Source organism: Streptomyces sp. CCM_MD2014 (assembly GCF_000772045.1).
GTDB lineage: Bacteria > Actinomycetota > Actinomycetes > Streptomycetales > Streptomycetaceae > Streptomyces > Streptomyces salinarius.
Genome location: NZ_CP009754.1, coordinates 2,705,150 through 2,725,229, shown reverse-complemented (window position 1 = coordinate 2,725,229; position 20,080 = coordinate 2,705,150). Strand labels below are relative to the sequence as shown.

Genomic DNA, 20,080 nt, shown 5'->3' with positions numbered 1-20,080 from the left:
CTGCGACGGAGACGGTCCGCACCACGACGGAATCGGGCGGCCGCGGACACCCCGGCCGCCCGCATTCCGAGACCCCGAAACTTCCCTTCCCCTCACCGGCATACGGTGGGACGCAACACCTGCACACAAGGAGATAACCCAGTGGCCGAGCTGTTCTACGACGCCGACGCCGACCTGTCCATCATCCAGGGCCGCAAGGTCGCGGTCATCGGGTACGGCAGCCAGGGCCACGCCCACGCCCTGTCGCTGCGCGACTCCGGTGTCGACGTGCGCGTCGGTCTGCACGAGGGCTCCAAGTCCAAGGCCAAGGCCGAGGAGCAGGGCCTGCGCGTGGTGAGCCCGTCCGAGGCCGCCGCCGAGGCCGACGTCATCATGATCCTGGTCCCGGACCCGATCCAGGCCGAGGTCTACGAGAAGGACATCAAGGACAACCTGAAGGACGGCGACGCGCTGTTCTTCGGCCACGGCCTGAACATCCGCTACGGCTTCATCAAGCCCCCGGCCGGCGTGGACGTCTGCATGGTCGCCCCCAAGGGCCCGGGCCACCTGGTGCGCCGTCAGTACGAGGAGGGCCGCGGCGTTCCCTGCATCGCCGCCGTCGAGCAGGACGCCTCCGGCAACGCCTTCGCGCTCGCCCTGTCCTACGCCAAGGGCATCGGCGGCACCCGCGCCGGCGTCATCAAGACGACCTTCACCGAGGAGACCGAGACCGACCTCTTCGGCGAGCAGGCCGTCCTGTGCGGTGGCACGGCCGCGCTGGTCAAGGCGGGCTTCGAGACCCTGACCGAGGCCGGTTACCAGCCGGAGATCGCCTACTTCGAGTGCCTGCACGAGCTGAAGCTGATCGTGGACCTCATGTACGAGGGCGGCCTGGAGAAGATGCGCTGGTCGATCTCCGAGACCGCCGAGTGGGGCGACTACGTCACCGGCCCGCGGATCATCACCGACGCCACCAAGGCCGAGATGAAGAAGGTCCTCGCCGAGATCCAGGACGGCACCTTCGCCAAGAACTGGATGGACGAGTACCACGGCGGCCTGAAGAAGTACAACGAGTACAAGAAGCAGGACTCCGAGCACCTGCTGGAGACCACCGGCAAGGAGCTGCGCAAGCTCATGAGCTGGGTCGACGAGGAGGCGTAAGTCTCACTGCCGGGGGCCGGGGCGATGCCGCTCCGGCCCCTTCGGCGAACCCGGGACAACGCCGGTGTCACGGTGTTGTCCATCCCGTCCGGCCACGGACGGGTGATCCTTCCGCAGAGGCGCAGGACGACCCGCGTCACGCCACTAGACTGCTGCACAACATACGCGTCAGGCCCACAGCGTCGTGCGTCTTCCACGCGGCTCAGCGACACCGAATGCGGCCGTCGGGACGGCCGTCCGCATTGGACTTGTGAGGACTCACGTGAGCTCGAAACCCGTCGTACTCATCGCCGAAGAGCTGTCGCCCGCGACCGTGGACGCGCTCGGCCCCGACTTCGAGATCCGCCAGTGCAACGGCGCGGACCGGGCCGAACTGCTCCCCGCCATCGCCGAGGTGGACGCGATCCTGGTCCGCTCCGCCACCAAGGTCGACGCCGAGGCCATCGCCGCCGCCAAGAAGCTGAAGGTCGTCGCCCGCGCCGGGGTCGGCCTGGACAACGTGGACGTCTCCGCCGCCACCAAGGCCGGCGTCATGGTGGTCAACGCCCCGACCTCCAACATCGTCACCGCCGCCGAACTGGCCTGCGGCCTCATCATCGCCACCGCCCGCAACATCCCGCAGGCCAACGCCGCGCTGAAGAACGGCGAGTGGAAGCGCAGCAAGTACACCGGCGTCGAGCTGGCCGAGAAGACCCTCGGCGTCGTCGGCCTCGGCCGCATCGGCGCCCTGGTCGCCCAGCGCATGTCGGCCTTCGGCATGAAGGTCGTCGCCTACGACCCGTACGTGCAGCCCGCGCGGGCCGCGCAGATGGGCGTCAAGGTGCTGTCCCTCGACGAACTGCTCGAGGTCTCCGACTTCATCACCGTCCACCTGCCGAAGACGCCCGAGACCCTCGGCCTGATCGGCGACGAGGCGCTGCGCAAGGTCAAGCCGAGCGTCCGCATCGTCAACGCCGCACGCGGCGGAATCGTCGACGAGGAGGCGCTGTACTCGGCGCTCAAGGAGGGCCGCGTCGCCGGTGCCGGCCTCGACGTGTACGCCAAGGAGCCCTGCACCGACTCGCCGCTGTTCGAGTTCGACCAGGTGGTCTGCACCCCGCACCTCGGCGCCTCCACCGACGAGGCCCAGGAGAAGGCCGGCATCGCCGTCGCCAAGTCGGTCCGCCTCGCCCTCGCCGGTGAGCTGGTCCCCGACGCGGTCAACGTCCAGGGCGGCGTCATCGCCGAGGACGTCAAGCCGGGTCTGCCGCTCGCCGAGCGCCTCGGCCGCATCTTCACCGCGCTCGCCGGCGAGGTCGCCGTCCGCCTCGACGTCGAGGTCTACGGCGAGATCACCCAGCACGACGTGAAGGTACTGGAGCTGTCCGCCCTCAAGGGCGTCTTCGAGGACGTCGTCGACGAGACGGTGTCGTACGTCAACGCCCCGCTGTTCGCCCAGGAGCGCGGCGTCGAGGTCCGGCTGACCACCAGCTCGGAGTCCCCGGAGCACCGCAACGTGGTGACCGTGCGCGGCACCCTCGCGGACGGCGAGGAGGTGTCGGTCTCCGGCACGCTGGCCGGCCCCAAGCACTTCCAGAAGCTCGTCGCCGTCGGCGAGTACGACGTGGACCTCGCCCTCGCCGACCACATGGTCGTCCTGCGCTACGAGGACCGTCCCGGCGTCGTCGGCACCGTCGGCCGCGTCATCGGTGAGGCCGGCATCAACATCGCCGGCATGCAGGTCGCCCGTGCGACGGTCGGCGGCGAGGCGCTGGCCGTCCTGACCGTCGACGACACGGTGCCCGCCGGGGTGCTGGCCGAGGTCTCGGCGGAGATCGGGGCGACGTCGGCGCGGTCCGTCAACCTGGTGTGAGGCCCGGGGGCGCTGCCCCCGGACCCCCGCTGCGGCCCTGAACGGGCCCCGTCCTCAAACGCCGGACGGGCTGAGTCGGTCAGCCTCTCCGGCGTTTGCCGTTTCCGTCTCCGGGCGCATCCGGATGTGCCGCAGGCCCAGCGCCGCCAGCACCGCCGCCGCGAGGAGCAGCAGCGCTCCCGCGATCGCGGCGCCCCGCATGCCGTCGATGAACGCCTCGCGTGCCGCCGTGGCCAGGGCGTCTCCCGCGCGCCCGGGAAGTTCGGCGGCGACGGCCAGTGCGCCGCCCAGGGTTTCCCGGGCCGGGGCGGGCGCGTCCGAGGGCATGCCGTGGCGGTAGAGGGCCGTACCGATGGAACCGAGGGCGGCCATGCCGAGGGCGCCGCCGAACTCGGTCCCGGTCTCCAGCAGCGAGGAGGCCGCGCCCGCCTTCTCGACCGGGGCGGAACTCAGGGCCAGGTCGGTGAGCTGGGACATCACCACGACGATGCCGGCGGCGAGGACGCCGCACGCGGCCAGCACCAGCCACAGGGAGTCCGAACCGGCCAGGGCGAGGAGTCCGTAGCCGCCCGCCGCGATGGTGAATCCGGCCGTCACGAGGTACGCGCGCTCGACACCGCGCTGGGCGAGTTGGGCGGCGACCGGTGCGGCGGCGCCGATGAGCACCGACGGCAGCAGGCTCCACAGGGCGGCCTCCAGCGCGCTCTTGCCCAGGACCGACTGCAGGTACTGGGTGGTGAAGTACGCCGAGCCCAGCATGCCGAAGGCCGACAGGGTGTTGAGGACCAGTGCCGGGGTGAACCCGTGCCCGCGGAAGAGGGCGGGCGAGATCATCGGCGAGGCCGAGGTGCGCTGGCGGTGCACGAACAGCGCCGCGAAGAGCAGACCGACGGTGATCGAGACGACGTAGCGGACGTTCCAGCCCTCGGAGGGCAGCTCCTTGAGGCCGTAGACCACGGGGAGGACCGCCGCCATCGACAGCGGGACGCTCAGCCAGTCGAAGCGGCCGGGGGACGGGCTCTTCGACTCGGGGAGCAGTACTGGGCCGAGGATCAGCAGCAGGGCCATCGCGGGCAGGTTGACCAGGAAGACCGAGCCCCACCAGAAGTGCTCCACGAGGACGCCGCTCATCACCGAGCCCAGCGCGATCCCGGCCGTCATCACCCCGGACCACAGCCCGATCGCCTTCGCCCGCTGGGCGGGGTCGGTGAACATCGTGCGGACCAGCGCCATCGTCGACGGCATCAGGGTGGCGCCGCCGATGCCGAGGATCGCGCGGGCGGCGATCAGGGTCTCGGCGGTGTGCGCGTAGGCGGCGAGTACGGAGGCTGCGCCGAAGGCCACCGCGCCGAAGAGGAGGAGCCTGCGCCGGCCGATGCGGTCGCCCAGCGCCCCCATCGTCATCAGCAGACCGGCCAGGACGAAGCCGTAGATGTCGAAGATCCACAGCTGTTGGGTGCCGCTCGGGTCCAGGTCGGCGCTGATCTGCGGGATCGCGAAGTAGAGGACGGAGACGTCCATCGAGACGAGCAGCAGCGGAAGCATCAGTACGCCCAGCGCGGTCCACTCGCGGCGGCCGGCCCGGGACGGGTTCGTTGTCATGTCGGAGACTGTACGCACGTCTTATACGCCTGTCTAGAACGCTTGTATAAGACGTGCGTCTGGGCGGATGGCTAGGCTGGCGTCATGGGACACCGTGAGGATCTGCTCGAAGGCGCCAAGCGCTGCCTGCTGGCCAAGGGGTTCGCCCGCACGACGGCCCGCGACATCGTCAAGGAGTCGGGGACCAACCTGGCGTCCATCGGCTATCACTACGGCTCGAAGGACGTCCTGCTCGCACAGGCGTACATCGAGCTGATCGAGGGGATGGGGGGCGCCTTCGAGGGTGAGGGCTCAGCACTCGGCGACACCGAACCGGGCTCGATCGAGCGGTTCCGGCACGTGTGGTCCAACATCATCGGCACCATGCGGGAGCCCGGCTCCGTCTGGCGCCTCAGCATGGAAGTGCTGGTCATGGGTGACCGGATGCCCGAGCTGCGCGACCACCTCGGCCGTGCCCAGCGCGAGGCCGGACGCGGCATCATCCCCCTGCTCATGGGCGGCAGGGAGGAGGACGTCACGGACGAGACGACGGACACCCTGGGGGCGTTCTACGTCACCCTGATGACCGGTCTCATCGCCCAGTGGACCTTCGACCCGAAGAGCGCGCCCGACGCGGACGCGCTGACCGAGGGCCTCCGCCGGGTGATCGGGGCCGCTACAGGCGACGCGCCTTGAGCGCCATGTGCAGCAGCAGCCGGTCCTCGCCGTCGTCCAGGTCCAGACCGGTGAGCTGCTCGACGCGCGAGAGGCGGTAGTACAGCGTCTGACGGTGGACACCCAGCTCGGCGGCGGTCCGGCCGGCCTGGCCCGCGCAGTCCAGGTACACCTCGGCCGTGCGGGCGAGTTCGCGGTGGGCGGGGGAGAGCAGCGCCCGTACGGCGGGATCGTCGGCGGAGCGCGCGGGCAGCGAGGTCAGCAGGCGGAACGCCCCGATCGACGTCCACTGCGCGACCGGCCCGAACCGCGACTCGGCGCGCGCCGCCCGGGCCGCCGCCGACGCCTCCGCCCAGGCCGTCCCCAGGTCCGCCAGACCCGTGCGCGGCGCGGAGACGCCGGCCGCGACGCCGCCCGGCGTACCCGCGGAGCCGCCCGCGCCGCCCCGTGCCGCCCCCGCCCGCTCCAGGAGCCGGCCCGCCGCCGAGGTCGCCGGGGTCTGCACGTCCGCCGAGCGCAGCCGGACCAGCAGCGCCAGTGACACGCCCGAGCCTCCCCACGGCACCGTGCACAGTGCCGTGGCGCCCGGCACCGTACGGACCGACGGCGCGTCGTCGGGATCGGCCGAGGGCCAGGGCGCCACGCAGACCACCGCGTGCGGTGTCTCGGCCCGGGAGCCGAGCGCGCTGCGCAGCTCCGCCACCGCCATGTCCCGCTGCCAGTCCCGCTCGGCCGTCAGCACCGCCCGCAGCTCCCGGCTCAGGTCCGCGCCGTGCTGCGCCTCGTCGGCGAGCAGCGCCCCGATCCGCGCCGTCACCGCCATGGCCGCCGCCAGCTGCGGCTCGGTCGGGCCCGGGTCGGTGTCCAGGAGCCACACGTAGCCGAGGACCACACCCCGATGGCGTACCGGCAGGCAGGTGCGTCCCCGGTACACGCCCGCCTCGGGGGTCGGCGGGATGCGGACCGGGCCGGTCGCCCGGGTGATGCCGAAGCTCTCGAACCACGCCCGGACCGCCGCCGTGGAGCGCCGGGTGAGGATCGAGCGGGTGCGCACCGGGTCCAGGGCGGAGGGATCCAGGTCGCCCTCGCTGTCGTAGGCGCCGAACGCGATCAGCTCGAAGTCGCGGTTCTCCAGGGTCGCGGGCGCGCCCAGCAGCTCGGACAGCTCGTCGACCAGCTCCTGGTAGTCGCCGCGGGCCCCGCCGGAGCCGGATCCTGTGGCACCTCTGGAATCGGACGTCACCCGGGCATTCTGCCGTATTCGTGCGCCCCCTTCATACATCTGTCTGAGATCCTCGGCACGGATGCGTGACAGCTGTCGATGGCCGACGATCGGGGTCGTCCTTAGATTTCACGGTGGTTCTCCGTGCCGTTCCCCTTACGTCGGGCAGCGGCCCCTGTGTTGGTTGGTAAGTGGAGGTGCCCCGTGCTGGGTCCCGTGATTCTCGCCGCGTCGCGCAGCGACCGGATGCGTCGTCTCGTCTCGGCCGCGCCCGTGACCAAGCCGGTCGTCGACCGGTTCATCCCCGGCGAGACGGTCGACCAGATCGTGCCGATCATCCGGGAGCTCACCGATCAGGGCCTGGAACTGACGATGGACGTCGTCGGCGAGGACATCACCACCCCCGCGCAGGCCGAGGCCGCCCGCGACGCCTACCTGGAGCTGATCGACCGGCTCAAGCCCCTGGAGCTCGGCACCCGCGCCGAGATGTCCGTCAAGCTCTCCATGTTCGGCCAGGCGCTGGCCGGCGGCCACGAGCTGGCCCTGAACAACGTCCGCCCGGTCGTCGAGGCCGCCGCCGAGATCGGCACCACCGTCACCCTCGACGCCGAGGACCACACGACCCTCGACTCGATGTTCGCCATCCACGAGGAGCTGCGGAAGGACTTCCCGCAGACCGGCTGCGTCATCCAGGCCTACCTCTTCCGCACCGAGGCCGACGCGCGCCGCCTCGCCGACAGCGGCTCTCGCGTACGGTTGGTGAAGGGCGCCTACAAGGAGCCCGCCGAGGTCGCGTACCAGCAGCGCCACGAGATCGACAAGGCCTACGTGCGCATTCTGCGCACCCTGATGGAGGGCGAGGGCTACCCGATGATCGGGTCGCACGACCCGCGCCTGATCTCCATCGCACAGGAACTGGCCCGCACGGCCGGACGCAAGCTCGACGAGTACGAGTTCCAGATGCTGTACGGCATCCGGGGCGACGAGCACCTGCGCCTGGCCGCCGAGGGCCACCGCATGCGCGTGTACACCGCGTACGGCACCGACTGGTACGGCTACTTCATGCGCCGTCTCGCGGAGAAGCCGGCCAACCTCCGGTTCTTCGCCCGCTCGATGGTCAGCAAGGGCTGAGCCCACCCTCTCGCAAGACCGCTCAGTTAAAGGAGTTACGGAACCCATGGACGCTGTGACCCAGGTCCCCACCCCCGTCAACGAGCCGGTGCACGGCTACGCGCCCGGTTCGCCCGAGCGCGCCCGTCTGGAGGCCAAGCTCAAGGAGCTGGCCGACAACCCCGTCGACCTGCCCTGCACCATCGGCGGCGAGAAGCGGATGGGCGGCGGTGAGCGCTTCGACGTCGTGCAGCCGCACAACCACAAGGCGCGCCTGGGCACCTACGCCAACGCCACCCGGCAGGACGCCCAGGACGCGATCGACGCCGCCCTGGCCGCCGCCCCCGCGTGGCGCGCGATGTCCTTCGACGACCGCGCGGCGATCATCCTGCGCGCCGCCGAGCTGCTGTCGGGTCCCTGGCGCGAGACCATCGCCGCCTCCACCATGCTCGGCCAGTCCAAGACGGCCCAGCAGGCCGAGATCGACAGCCCCTGCGAGCTGGTCGACTTCTGGCGCTTCAACGTCCACTACGCCCGCCAGATCCTGGCCGAGCAGCCCCCGGCCAACTCGCCGGGCGTGTGGAACCGCATGGACCACCGCCCGCTGGAGGGCTTCGTCTACGCGATCACGCCGTTCAACTTCAGCGCCATCGCCGCCAACCTGCCCACCGCCCCGGCCCTGATGGGCAACGTGGTGGTCTGGAAGCCGTCCCCGACGCAGACCCACGCCGCCGTGCTGCTCATGCAGCTCCTGGAGGAGGCCGGGCTGCCCAAGGGCGTCATCAACCTGGTCACCGGCGACGGCATCGCGGTCTCCGAGGTCGCCCTGGAGCACCGGGACCTCGCGGGCATCCACTTCACCGGCTCGACCAAGACCTTCCAGCACCTGTGGAAGACGGTCGGCAACAACATCGAGAAGTACCGCACCTACCCGCGCCTGGTCGGCGAGACCGGCGGCAAGGACTTCCTCGTCGCCCACCCGAGCGCCGACCGCGCCGTGCTCAAGACCGCGCTGACCCGCGGTGCCTTCGAGTACCAGGGCCAGAAGTGCAGCGCCACCTCCCGCGCGTACATCCCGGCGTCCATCTGGAACGACGGGTTCAAGGAGGAGTTCGCCGCCGAGGTCGACTACCTCACCATGGGTGACGTCACCGACCTGTCCAACTTCATGGGCGCGGTCATCGACGAGCGGTCCTTCGCCAAGAACAAGGCCGCCATCGACCGGGCCAAGGAGGACGAGACCTGCACGATCGTCGCGGGCGGCTCCTACGACGACTCGGTCGGCTACTTCGTCCGCCCGACCGTCGTCGAGTGCACCGACCCGGAGAACGAGGTCTTCCGCACCGAGTACTTCGGTCCCTTCCTCGCCGTGTACGTCTACGACGACAGCAAGGCCGACGCGTACGACGAGATGCTGACCCAGATGGAGTCGGTGTCGGACTACGCGCTCACCGGCTCGGTCATCTCCAACGACCGCGCGGCGGCGGCGTACACGATGGAGAAGCTGCGCTACGCGGCCGGCAACTTCTACATCAATGACAAGTCGACCGGCGCCGTCGTCGGCCAGCAGCCCTTCGGCGGCGGCCGTGCCTCCGGCACCAACGACAAGGCCGGCGCCCCGCAGAACCTGATGCGCTGGACGCTGACCCGCGCCATCAAGGAGACGCTGGTCCCGCCGACCGACTACACCTACCCGCACATGGGCTGACACCCGCGCGAAACGCCCGGCGGGCCAGGTCGACCGACCTGGCCCGCCGGGCGTTTTCGCAGGCCGGGGCGGTGTGAGCGAAGGCACCGTCTCAGATAGTAGGAAGTCCGAGTAATTGTGCAGACAGACGCGGCGGGCTCCCTTAACTTTGTAGGAGCCGAACGTCCCGCTCGATCGAGCGAAGGGCGGCCGCGAGACCGTGCCCGTGCAGGCAACCCCTGCGGCACCGCGCTCCCCGCCCCTTCCGGCCTCATGCAATCCCCTTTCTCCGCACCCCCGTGTGCTGTGCCGAAGGAGTCGATTCCCATGGCCGAGACCACCGTCCGCCGCCGAGTCCGCCACCTCTCCCGTTCCAGCGACTCCGACCGCAAGAACGCCGCGGCCGCCCTCCAGCGCGCCCTCGACCGCCGCGACAACGGCGGCGCCACCGGGCACTGAGCAGCCCGGACGGCAGCGGCGTCCGCATGGCGGACGCCGCATGTCATCCCGTGGGACGAGCGATAGGGTGCCGTCATGTCTCGCAGCCTCAATCTCGCAGTGATTCCCGGTGACGGCATCGGCCAGGAGGTCGTGGCCGAAGGCCTGAAGGTCCTCTCCGCCGTCCTTCCGCAGGATGTGAAGCTGGAGACCAAGGAGTTCGACTTCGGCGCCCGGCGGTACCACGCCACCGGTGAGACCCTCACCGACGCCGACCTCGACGCCCTCAAGGGCCACGACGCCATCCTGCTCGGCGCGATCGGCGACCCGTCGGTGCCGTCCGGCGTGCTGGAGCGAGGTTTCCTGCTCAAGCTCCGCTTCGCCTTCGACCACCACGTCAACCTGCGCCCGAGCAAGCTCCTGCCCGGCGTCGCCACCCCGCTCGCCGGCCAGCCCGAGATCGACTTCGTCGTCGTCCGCGAGGGCACCGAGGGCCCCTACACGGGCAACGGCGGCACCATCCGCAAGGGCACCGAGCACGAGGTCGCCACCGAGGTGTCCGTCAACACGGCCTACGGCGTGGAGCGCGTCGTCCGCGACGCCTTCGCCCGCGCCCAGGCCCGCCCCCGCAAGAAGCTCACGCTGGTCCACAAGAACAACGTGCTGACCTTCGCGGGCCACCTGTGGACCGACATCTTCAACAAGGTGGCCGCGGAGTACCCCGAGGTCACCACCGACTACCTCCACGTCGACGCCGCGACCATCTTCCTGGTCACCGACCCGGCCCGCTTCGACGTGATCGTCACCGACAACCTCTTCGGCGACATCATCACCGACCTCGCCGCGGCCGTCTCCGGCGGCATCGGCGTCGCCGCCAGCGGGAACATCAACCCGTCCGGCGACTTCCCCTCGATGTTCGAGCCGGTGCACGGCTCCGCGCCCGACATCGCCGGCCAGGGCAAGGCCGACCCCACCGCCACGGTCCTGTCCGTCGCCCTGCTGCTGCGCCACCTCGGTTACGAGGCCGAAGCGGTCCGTATCGAGGACGCGGTCTCGGCCGACCTCGGCGAGCGCGGCGGTCTGCCCGCCCGCTCCACCTCGGAGATCGGCGACGCACTCGCCGTACGAGTAGCCGGCTGACACCCGCCGCGCCACTCGATCGAATCCGTTTCGAAGCCGCCGGGTCCAAAAACAAGGCACCCGGCGGCTTTCTCCTGCGTCCGCCAGGTGCGACCATCGAATCCTGGGCCGCATTCACCCCGTTTCACCCACCGTGGGCCGCGCGCGATAATCGAACGCGAAGCCGCGACTTGAGGGAATGCTCGGACGTCCTAGCACCGGCCACCGGCCGTACGGGCGTGACCGCGGCCCGTCACAACCCATACCGGTACTGCATCTCCCGGGGGGGCAACCCCCGGACCCCCGGCCGGACACGGACGCCGCCCGCACGTCTGCCAGGAAGCGAAGGACATTCACCTCATGACGACGCCCACGATCGAGCTCAAGCCCTCCGCCAACCCGCTCTCGGACTCCGAGCGCTCGGCGATTCTGGCCAACCCCGGGTTCGGCCGCCACTTCACCGACCACATGGTGACGATCAAGTGGACCGAGGGCCGCGGCTGGCACGACGGCCAGCTCGTGCCGTACGCCCCGCTCTCCCTCGACCCGGCCACCATGGTCCTGCACTACGCGCAGGAGATCTTCGAGGGACTGAAGGCCTACCGGCGCCCCGACGGCTCCGTCGCCACCTTCCGTCCGGAGAAGAACGGCGCCCGCTTCCAGGCGTCCTCCCGGCGCCTGGGCATGCCCGAGCTTCCCGTGGACACCTTCATCGAGGCCTGCGACGCGCTGGTCAGGCAGGACGAGAAGTGGGTTCCGGCGCACGGCGGCGAGGAGTCCCTCTACCTGCGCCCCTTCATGATCGCCACGGAGGTCGGCCTGGGCGTCAAGCCGGCCAACGAGTACCTCTTCCTCGTCATCGCCTCCCCGGCGGGCGCCTACTTCCCGGGCGGCGTCAAGCCGGTCTCCATCTGGGTCTCCGAGGACCGGGTCCGCGCCGTCCCCGGCGGCATGGGCGACGCCAAGACCGGCGGCAACTACGCGGCGTCGCTGCTCGCGCAGGCGGAAGCGGCCACCAAGGGCTGCGACCAGGTCTGCTACCTCGACGCCATCGAGCGCAAGTGGGTCGAGGAACTGGGCGGCATGAACCTGTACTTCGTGTACGGCAACAAGATCATCACCCCGTCGCTCACCGGCTCCATCCTCGAGGGCGTCACCCGCGACTCCCTGCTCACCGTCGCCCGCGACCTCGGCTACGAGGCGGAGGAGGGCCGCATCTCGGTCGACCAGTGGCAGCGCGACTCGGAGAACGGCACGCTCACCGAGGTCTTCGCCTGCGGTACGGCGGCCGTGATCACCCCCGTCGGCACGGTTAAGCGGACCGGAGCGGAGTGGCAGCAGAGCGGGGGCGAGACGGGCGAGGTGACGCAGCGGCTGCGGGACGCGCTGCTGGACATCCAGCGGGGCACCGCGGAGGACACGCACGGGTGGATGCACACGCTGGCGTGATCCGCCCCGGGTGGGGGCGGGACGCCGTGCCGGGGGCTCCGCCCCCTGACCTCCGGCCTACGCCCGCCCACCACCCGACTCGGTCGGACAAGAAGCGAGCAGCCCCTCCTCGGGCGCCGGCGCCACCGCGGCCCCCGGTGTGCACAGCACGTACACCACCCCGCCCACCAGCCCCGACAGCAGGAAGCTGCAGTCCACCCCGCCGGTGAGGGACAGCAGCGGGCCCTCGTACGACGGCAGGGAGACCGCCAGTACGCCGGCCACCGCGCCCACGGCCCAGGCGAACGTCGCGGGGACGTTCCAGCCGGACCGGTACCAGTAGATCCCGCCCCGCGCCCGGCGGTTGAAGACCTGGAGAGCGTCCGCGTCGTAGACCCCGCGGCAGCGGACCGAACCGATCATCGTGATGACCGCCCACGGGGTGCCGATCGCCGTCAGCAGCAGCACGAAGGACGTCATCGCCGACTGCGCCTCCCAGGCGTAGTGCCCGGCGAAGACGCAGGCCGTGGCGACGACGGCGACGGCGCAGGTGGCGCGGGCCCGGGAGGCGCGCGGCAGGATCGCGTCCAGGTCCAGGCCCATCGAGTAGAGCATCAGCCCCGCGTTGCCGACCGAGCCGGCCGAGGCGGCCAGCAGCAGCGGGACGAGGTACCAGGTGGGGGCGGCGTCCACCAGCGGGCCCGCGTAGTCCAGGGCGGCGCGGGCGGCGTACGCGGTGAAGGTGCCGAAGAGCTGGGGGACCAGCAGACCCAGCATCAGCCCCAGCCAGGTCGCGTGCAGCACCCGGCGGGAGGAGTGGCGGGCCGGGGAGATGTAGCGGGTGTAGTCGCCGAGCAGCGTGATGAAGGCGATCGGTCCGGACAGTCCCGCGGCCACGGCGGCCAGCAGCCACGTCGGCCAGAACCCGCCCAGCAGATATCCGCCCGCCTCCGGCAGCGCGGCGGTGGTGAAGTCGGGGGCGTAGGCGATCAGGCCGAGCACCAGCAGGGCCGTCATGCCGTAGGCCAGCACCCGGGACATGGCGAGCAGCACCCGGTAGCCGTAGACGGCGCCCGCGACGGTCGCGGCGGCGAGCAGGCCGTAGACGACGGCGTACGTCGCACCGCCCTGCGGCAGACCGAACAGCCGGCCGAGCACGCCCGCCATCACGTCTCCGCCGATCCACACGGTCAGCGCGGTGTAGCCGAGGGCCAGGAGCAATCCGACCACCGAGCCGACCAGACGCCCGCGCACACCGAACTGTGCGCCGGAGGACGTGGACAGGTTGGTGCCGGTGCGCAGGGAGATCAGCGCCAGCGGGGCCGTGAAGACCGTGCCGACGACCGTCCCCGCGACCACCGCGCTCACCGACGCCCACCAGCCGAGGCCGAAGGACGGCGGCAGCCAGCCGAAGACGATCACGCCCAGGCAGAGGTTGGACCCCAGCAGGATCGAGACCAGATCCCGGGGGCCGCTGGTGCGTTCCGCTTCCGGGATGGTGTCGACTCCGCGCTGTTCTATCGGCATGGCTGGTCTCCTTCGACGGCCGTCCGAGGTGTTCCCGAGGATTAGAGCGACGTTCAATGTGACGTGTGTCCCCGGCGCTCGTCAACGGTTCCGTTGCCTGAATCCCGTGTTTAGAGTGATGTTTACATTTAGAGTGTTGCTCTAAAATCGGAAGGCAAGGAGGTGCCGCGTCGTGAGACTGACCCCCACGGAACGTGACCGGCTGCTGCTCTTCGGGGCGGCCGAGCTGGCTCGCGCCCGCCGGGCGCGCGGGCTCAGGCTGAACGTGCCGGAGGCGACCGCGCTCATCGCGGACACCGTGTGCGAGGCCGCCCGCGACGGAGCGCGGCTCGCCGAGGCCGTCGAGCGCGCCCGGTCCGTACTCGGCCCGGACGACGTCCTGCCCGGCGTCGCCGACGTGGTCACCGAGGTGCACGTGGAGGCCGTCTTCGACGACGGCTCCCGCCTCGCGGTCGTCACCGACCCCGTCGGGGGCGGCGGACTCGGAGCCGACGCCCCCGGTGCCCTGCTGCCGGGCCCCGAACACGCCGGACCCGAGGCGGCGGTGCGTCTCCCGGTCACCAACACCGCGACCGTGCCCGTCTCCGTGACCTCCCACTTCCACTTCTTCGAGGCCAACCCGAGGCTCGCCTTCGACCGGGAGCGCGCCTACGGCATGCGCCTCGCCGTCCCCGCCGGGTCCTCGGTCCGCTTCGGACCGGGCGAGAGCGCCGAGGTGGGGCTGGTGCCGATCGGCGGCGCCCGCGTCGCCATCGGGTTCGCGGGGCTGGTGGACGGGCCGCTGGACGCGCCGGGCGCGAAGCAGGAGGCGCTGCGCAGGGCCGCCGTCTGCGGATACCTGGGAGCCACCGGAGAGGAGGGGCGGCGATGAGCCGGCCCGGAGGACACCCCGCCGAGGCGCGCCGCCTCACCCCGTACGAGTACGCCGCCGCCCACGGCCCCCGGGCCGGCGACCGCCTCCGCCTCGGCGACTCGGGGCTCGTGATCCGCGTCGAGTCCGACGCGCAGCGCCACGGCGACGAGTTCCTCGCCGGCTTCGGCAAGACCGCCCGCGACGGACTGCACCTGAAGGCCGCCGCCGTCCGCGAGACCTGCGACGTCGTGATCAGCAACGTGGTCGTGATCGACGCGGTGCAGGGCATCCGGAAGGTGTCCATCGGCATCCGCGAAGGACGCATCCACGCCATCGGCCGGGCCGGCAACCCCGACACCCTCGACGGTGTCGACGTGGTCGTCGGCACGGGCACCTCGATCGTGTCCGGCGAGGGGCTCATCGCCACCGCCGGGGCCGTGGACACCCATGTCCACCTGCTCTCCCCGCGCATCATGGAGGCCTCGCTCGCGTCCGGCGTGACGACGATCATCGGGCAGGAGTTCGGCCCGGTCTGGGGCGTCGGCGTCAACTCGCCCTGGGCGCTGCGGCACGCCTTCGGCGCCTTCGACGCCTGGCCGGTCAACATCGGCTTCCTGGGCCGGGGTTCCTCGTCCCACGAGGCGCCGCTGGTCGAGGCGCTGGCCGAGGGCGGGGCGAGCGGCTTCAAGGTGCACGAGGACATGGGCGCCCACACCCGCGCCCTCGACACCGCGCTGCGCGTCGCCGAGGAGCACGACGTCCAGGTCGCCCTGCACAGCGACGGGCTGAACGAGTGCCTGTCCGTCGAGGACACCCTCCGCGTCCTGGAGGGCCGCACCATCCACGCCTTCCACATCGAGGGCTGCGGCGGGGGACACGTCCCCAACGTGCTGAAGATGGCCGGCGTCCCGAACGTCATCGGCTCCTCCACCAACCCCACCCTGCCCTTCGGCCGGGACGCGGTCGCCGAGCACTACGGCATGATCGTCTCCGTCCACGACCTGAAGACCGACCTGCCGGGCGACGCCGCCATGGCCCGCGACCGCATCCGCGCCGGGACCATGGGCGCCGAGGACGTGCTGCACGACCTGGGCGCCATCGGCATCACCTCCTCCGACGCGCAGGGCATGGGCCGGGCCGGCGAGACCGTCCGCCGCACCTTCGCCATGGCCGGGAAGATGAAGGCCGAGTTCGGAGCCCCGGACGCGGATCACGACAACGAACGCGTCCTGCGCTACATCGCCAAGCTGACCATCAACCCCGCCATCGCCCACGGCCTCGCCCACGAGGTCGGCTCCCTCGAGGCCGGCAAGCTCGCCGACATCGTGCTGTGGCGCCCGGACCACTTCGGCGCCAAGCCGCAGCTCGTCCTCAAGTCGGGCTTCCCGGCGTACGGCGTGGTCGGCGATCCCAACGCGGCCACCGACACCTGCGAACCGCTCGTCCTCGGGCCCCAGTTCGGCGCGCACGGCGCCACACCGGCCGAGATATCGGTGGCCTTCGTCGCGCAGGCCGCCCTCGACCAGGGACACGACACCATGCCGACCCGCCGGCGCCGGGTCGCCGTGCGCGGCACGCGCGGCATCGGACCGGCCGACCTGCGGCTGAACTCCCGTACCGGCGCGGTCGACGTCGACCAGCGCACCGGCCTGGTCACCCTCGACGGCGACCCCCTGCGCTGCGAACCCGCCGACTCGGTCTCCCTCAACCGCCTCTACTTCCTCTGACTCAACCGCCTCCGCTTCCTCTGACCTGCCTCCGATCTCCCTCCGACCCCCGACCCCCGACCTTCAGGGACACCTCCATGACCTTCCGCATGCCACCCGAGTGGGCCCCGCACGAACGCACCTGGATGGCCTGGCCCGGCCCCAACCCGACGTTCACGAACGACGAGGAGCTGGCCGAGGCGCGGGCGGCCTGGGCGGCCGTGGCCCGGGCGGTGCGCCGCTTCGAGCCGGTGACGATGGTGCACGGGCCCGGCCAGGGCGACACGGCGCGCGAGCTGCTGGGCCCGGACGTCGACCTGGTGGAGCGCGAGCTGGACGACGCCTGGATGCGGGACGTCGGTCCGACCTTCGTGACGGACGGGCAGGGCGGGCTGGCCGCCGTGGACTGGGTCTTCAACGGCTGGGGCGCACAGGAGTGGGCTCGCTGGGAGCACGACTCCAAGGTCGCCCGCCATGTCGCGGACCTGGCCGGCACGCCCGTGCTGAGCAGCCCGCTCGTCAACGAGGGCGGCGCGATCCACGTCGACGGCCAGGGCACGGTCCTCCTGACCGACACCGTCCAGCTCGGCCCCGGCCGCAACGCCGGCTGGACCCGTGAACAGGTAGAGGCGGAGATCCACGCCAAGCTCGGCACCACCAAGGCGATCTGGCTCCCGCACGGCCTGACCGGCGACTACGGCAGGTACGGCACCCGGGGCCACGTCGACATCGTCGCGGCCTTCGCCCGTCCAGGCACCGTCGTCGTGCACAGCCAGCGCGACCCGCGCCACCCCGATTACGCCCGCTCGCAGACGTACCTGGAGATCCTGCGCGGCCAGACCGACGCCAAGGGCCGGCGCCTGGAGGTCGTCGAGGTGCCCGCCCCGACCGTCCTGAAGGACGACAACGGCGACTGGGTCGATTACTCGTACATCAACCACTACCTGTGCAACGGCGGCGTCGTCCTGTGCTCCTTCGGCGACCCGAACGACGAACTCGCCGCGGGCGTCTTCCGCCGCCTGTTCCCCGAGCGCACGGTGACCCTGGTGGACGCGCGTACGATCTTCGCGGGTGGCGGGGGCATCCACTGCATCACGCAGCAGCAGCCGAAGATCTAGCAGACCCGGGAGGGGACATGGCCGGTGGTGGGCGCAGGCAGGCCCCGCCGCGCGAGGACGTCCTCGCCGCCGCCATGGAGATGATCGCCGAGCGCGGCCTGGAGAAGCTCACCATGGCCGCCCTCGGCCGCGAGGTCGGCATGAGCAGCGGCCACCTCCTGTACTACTTCGGTTCCAAGGACGAACTGCTGCTGCGCACCCTGGAGTGGAGCGAGGGCCGCCTCGGCGCCGAGCGCGGCCGCCTGCTCACCCGGCCCGGCACCGCCCGGGAACGGCTCGACGCCTACGTCGACCTGTACGTCCCCGACGGCCACCGCGACCCGCACTGGACACTGTGGCTGGAGGTGTGGAACCGCTCACAGAACGCCCCCGACGAGGCCCGCGACCGACAGGCCGCCATCGAGGGCGCCTGGCACCGCGACCTGGTCGCACTGCTCGCCGAGGGCATCTCGCGCGGCGAGTTCCGTGCCGTCGACCCCGACCGTTTCGCCTCCCGGCTGCGAGCCCTCCTGGACGGCTTCGCCATCCACGTGGCGATCGGCCTGCGGGGCACGGACCGGGAGCAGGTGCTCGGCCACGTACGCGAGTTCCTCGCCGACGGACTCCTGGCAGTGTCCTGATCCGGACGCCCGGCGCTCGCATCCTGAGACGCACGGTGGGGCCGGGGGCGGAATGTGCCAGACTGCCCCCGTGCTCTCGTTCGCCATGATTATTGGCAGCAGGCGCGCCGGTCCGCAGTGACCACCACGTACGACCAGGTACGGGTGGACACCGTCGTCCTCGACCCGCGCGCAGACCTCTCGCACCCGCGAGAGGTTTTTCGCTTTCCTGGCCCACCCCGAGCCGGGAAGAGAGCGCGAGGGATCATGGAGGAACGGTGGAACCGGTCATTCCGGTAGACCGAGATCCCATACAGGAGCCTTCAGATCATGACCGCAACCAGCGAACTCGACGATTCGTTCCACGTCTTCGACACCACCCTGCGCGACGGCGCGCAGCGCGAGGGCATCAACCTCACGGTCGCGGACAAGCTGGCCATCGCACGGCACCTGGACGACTTCGGCGTGGGCTTCATCGAGGGCGGCTGGCCCGGCGCCAACCCGCGGGACACCGAGTTCTTCGCCCGGGCCCGGCAGGAGATCGACTTCAAGCATGCCCAGCTGGTGGCCTTCGGCTCCACCCGCCGCGCGGGCGCCACCGCCGCCGAGGACCACCAGGTCAGGGCGCTGCTGGAGTCGGGCGCCGAGGTGATCACCCTGGTCGCCAAGTCCCACGACCGGCACGTCGAACTGGCGCTGCGCACCACGCTCGACGAGAACCTCGCCATGGTCGCGGACACGGTCTCCCACCTCAAGGCCCAGGGCCGCCGGGTCTTCGTCGACTGCGAGCACTTCTTCGACGGCTACCGCGCCAACCCCGAGTACGCGAAGTCCGTCGTGCGCACCGCCTCGGAGGCCGGCGCCGACGTCGTCATCCTGTGCGACACCAACGGCGGCATGCTCCCGGCGCAGATCCAGGCCGTGGTCGCCACGGTGCTGGCCGACACCGGCGCCCGGCTCGGCATCCACGCCCAGGACGACACCGGCTGCGCCGTCGCCAACACCCTCGCCGCCGTCGACGCGGGCGCGACCCACGTCCAGTGCACGGCCAACGGCTACGGCGAGCGCGTCGGCAACGCCAACCTCTTCCCGGTCGTGGCCGCGCTGGAGCTGAAGTACGGCAAGCAGGTCCTGCCCGAGGGCCGGCTGCGCGAGATGACCCGCATCTCCCACGCCATCGCCGAGGTCGTCAACCTCACCCCCTCCACCCACCAGCCCTACGTGGGCGTCTCCGCCTTCGCCCACAAGGCCGGCCTGCACGCCTCCGCGATCAAGGTCGACCCGGACCTCTACCAGCACATCGATCCCGAGCTGGTCGGCAACACCATGCGGATGCTCGTCTCCGACATGGCCGGCCGCGCCTCCATCGAGCTCAAGGGCAGGGAACTCGGCATCGATCTCGGCGGCGACCGCGAGCTGGTCGGCCGGGTCGTGGAGCGCGTCAAGGAGCGGGAGCTGGCGGGCTACACCTACGAGGCGGCGGACGCGAGCTTCGAGCTGCTGCTGCGCGCCGAGGCCGAGGGCAGGCCGCTGAAGTACTTCGAGGTCGAGTCCTGGCGCGCGATCACCGAGGACCGCCCCGACGGCTCCCACGCCAACGAGGCGACGGTCAAGCTGTGGGCCAAGGGCGAGCGCATCGTCGCCACCGCCGAGGGCAACGGCCCGGTCAACGCCCTGGACCGCTCGCTGCGCGTCGCCCTGGAGAAGATCTACCCGGAGCTGGCCAAGCTCGACCTGGTCGACTACAAGGTCCGCATCCTGGAGGGCGTGCACGGCACCCAGTCCACCACCAGGGTCCTCATCTCCACGTCGGACGGCACGGGGGAGTGGGCCACGGTGGGCGTCGCGGAGAACGTCATCGCCGCCTCGTGGCAGGCCCTCGAGGACGCCTACACGTACGGGCTGCTGCGAGCCGGGGTCGCGCCCGCCGAGTGAGCGGAGCGCTCGACAGCCGTGCACGCGATACCTGTGGACGCGGTACCCGTGGACGCGGTACCCGTGGACGCGGTATCCGTGCGCCCCATA

General features: G+C 71.2%; 16 protein-coding genes. 13 read left to right on the top strand and 3 right to left on the bottom strand.

Annotated features, from left to right (window positions below; genetic code table 11):
• The first annotated feature begins 141 nt into the window (after positions 1 to 141).
• A complete protein-coding gene (ilvC, locus tag NI25_RS11720) occupies positions 142 to 1,140 on the top strand; it encodes a ketol-acid reductoisomerase (protein WP_019329769.1) in 999 nt (332 codons plus the stop codon).
• A gap of 262 nt (positions 1,141 to 1,402) precedes the next feature.
• Positions 1,403 to 2,992 (top strand): phosphoglycerate dehydrogenase, encoded by a 1,590-nt coding sequence (serA, locus tag NI25_RS11715; RefSeq protein WP_061442398.1) that lies wholly within the window; start codon positions 1,403 to 1,405, stop codon positions 2,990 to 2,992.
• A gap of 54 nt (positions 2,993 to 3,046) precedes the next feature.
• Here serA and NI25_RS11710 read toward each other — a convergent pair whose 3' ends face one another.
• Positions 3,047 to 4,594, bottom strand: coding sequence for an MFS transporter (locus tag NI25_RS11710; RefSeq protein WP_199560885.1), 1,548 nt, complete (start codon positions 4,592 to 4,594; stop codon positions 3,047 to 3,049).
• An 84-nt stretch (positions 4,595 to 4,678) separates the two neighbouring features.
• On the opposite strand from NI25_RS11710, the gene NI25_RS11705 reads away from it, so the two are divergent.
• The gene (locus tag NI25_RS11705; protein WP_061442396.1) at positions 4,679 to 5,269 is read left to right on the top strand and encodes a TetR/AcrR family transcriptional regulator; all 591 of its coding nucleotides are present in this window, start codon (positions 4,679 to 4,681) and stop codon (positions 5,267 to 5,269) included.
• Here NI25_RS11705 and NI25_RS11700 read toward each other — a convergent pair.
• On the bottom strand, positions 5,250 to 6,509 hold the full coding sequence (locus NI25_RS11700; protein ID WP_061446878.1) for a PucR family transcriptional regulator: 1,260 nt from the start codon (positions 6,507 to 6,509) through the stop codon (positions 5,250 to 5,252). The genes NI25_RS11705 and NI25_RS11700 overlap by 20 nt on opposite strands.
• A 165-nt stretch (positions 6,510 to 6,674) precedes the next feature.
• Here NI25_RS11700 and NI25_RS11695 point away from each other — a divergent pair, with 165 nt between their 5' ends.
• From NI25_RS11695 to NI25_RS11675, 5 genes are all read left to right on the top strand, one after another.
• Positions 6,675 to 7,601, top strand: a complete 927-nt coding sequence (locus NI25_RS11695) for a proline dehydrogenase family protein (RefSeq protein ID WP_061442395.1) — start codon at positions 6,675 to 6,677, stop codon at positions 7,599 to 7,601.
• Between the two features lie 46 nt (positions 7,602 to 7,647).
• Positions 7,648 to 9,288: an L-glutamate gamma-semialdehyde dehydrogenase gene (gene pruA, locus NI25_RS11690; protein WP_061442394.1), complete on the top strand. Its 1,641-nt coding sequence runs from the start codon at positions 7,648 to 7,650 to the stop codon at positions 9,286 to 9,288.
• Between the two features lie 306 nt (positions 9,289 to 9,594).
• Positions 9,595 to 9,726, top strand: a complete 132-nt coding sequence (locus NI25_RS40485; RefSeq protein ID WP_061442393.1) for a hypothetical protein — start codon at positions 9,595 to 9,597, stop codon at positions 9,724 to 9,726.
• Between the two features lie 75 nt (positions 9,727 to 9,801).
• The gene (locus NI25_RS11680; RefSeq protein WP_061442392.1) at positions 9,802 to 10,845 is read left to right on the top strand and encodes a 3-isopropylmalate dehydrogenase; all 1,044 of its coding nucleotides are present in this window, start codon (positions 9,802 to 9,804) and stop codon (positions 10,843 to 10,845) included.
• Between the two features lie 339 nt (positions 10,846 to 11,184).
• Complete coding sequence (locus NI25_RS11675) at positions 11,185 to 12,273, top strand: branched-chain amino acid aminotransferase (RefSeq protein WP_061442391.1); 1,089 nt, start codon at positions 11,185 to 11,187, stop codon at positions 12,271 to 12,273.
• A 57-nt stretch (positions 12,274 to 12,330) separates the two neighbouring features.
• On the opposite strand, the gene NI25_RS11670 is transcribed toward NI25_RS11675, so the two are convergent.
• Positions 12,331 to 13,779 carry a cytosine permease gene (locus NI25_RS11670; protein WP_061442390.1) on the bottom strand — a complete coding sequence of 483 codons (1,449 nt, stop codon included), beginning with the start codon at positions 13,777 to 13,779 and terminating at the stop codon, positions 12,331 to 12,333.
• A 172-nt stretch (positions 13,780 to 13,951) separates the two neighbouring features.
• On the opposite strand from NI25_RS11670, the gene ureA reads away from it, so the two are divergent.
• From ureA to cimA, 5 genes are all read left to right on the top strand, one after another.
• Complete coding sequence (gene ureA / locus NI25_RS11665; protein WP_061442389.1) at positions 13,952 to 14,650, top strand: urease subunit gamma; 699 nt, start codon at positions 13,952 to 13,954, stop codon at positions 14,648 to 14,650.
• Positions 14,647 to 16,359 (top strand): urease subunit alpha, encoded by a 1,713-nt coding sequence (locus NI25_RS11660; protein WP_061442388.1) that lies wholly within the window; start codon positions 14,647 to 14,649, stop codon positions 16,357 to 16,359. Before ureA ends, NI25_RS11660 begins: the two co-directional genes overlap by 4 nt.
• A gap of 77 nt (positions 16,360 to 16,436) precedes the next feature.
• A complete protein-coding gene (locus tag NI25_RS11655; RefSeq protein WP_061442387.1) occupies positions 16,437 to 17,456 on the top strand; it encodes an agmatine deiminase family protein in 1,020 nt (339 codons plus the stop codon).
• Between the two features lie 17 nt (positions 17,457 to 17,473).
• Positions 17,474 to 18,076, top strand: a complete 603-nt coding sequence (locus NI25_RS11650; protein ID WP_061442386.1) for a TetR/AcrR family transcriptional regulator — start codon at positions 17,474 to 17,476, stop codon at positions 18,074 to 18,076.
• A gap of 309 nt (positions 18,077 to 18,385) precedes the next feature.
• Positions 18,386 to 19,990, top strand: a complete 1,605-nt coding sequence (gene cimA / locus NI25_RS11645; protein WP_061442385.1) for a citramalate synthase — start codon at positions 18,386 to 18,388, stop codon at positions 19,988 to 19,990.
• Positions 19,991 to 20,080: the final 90 nt, after the last annotated feature.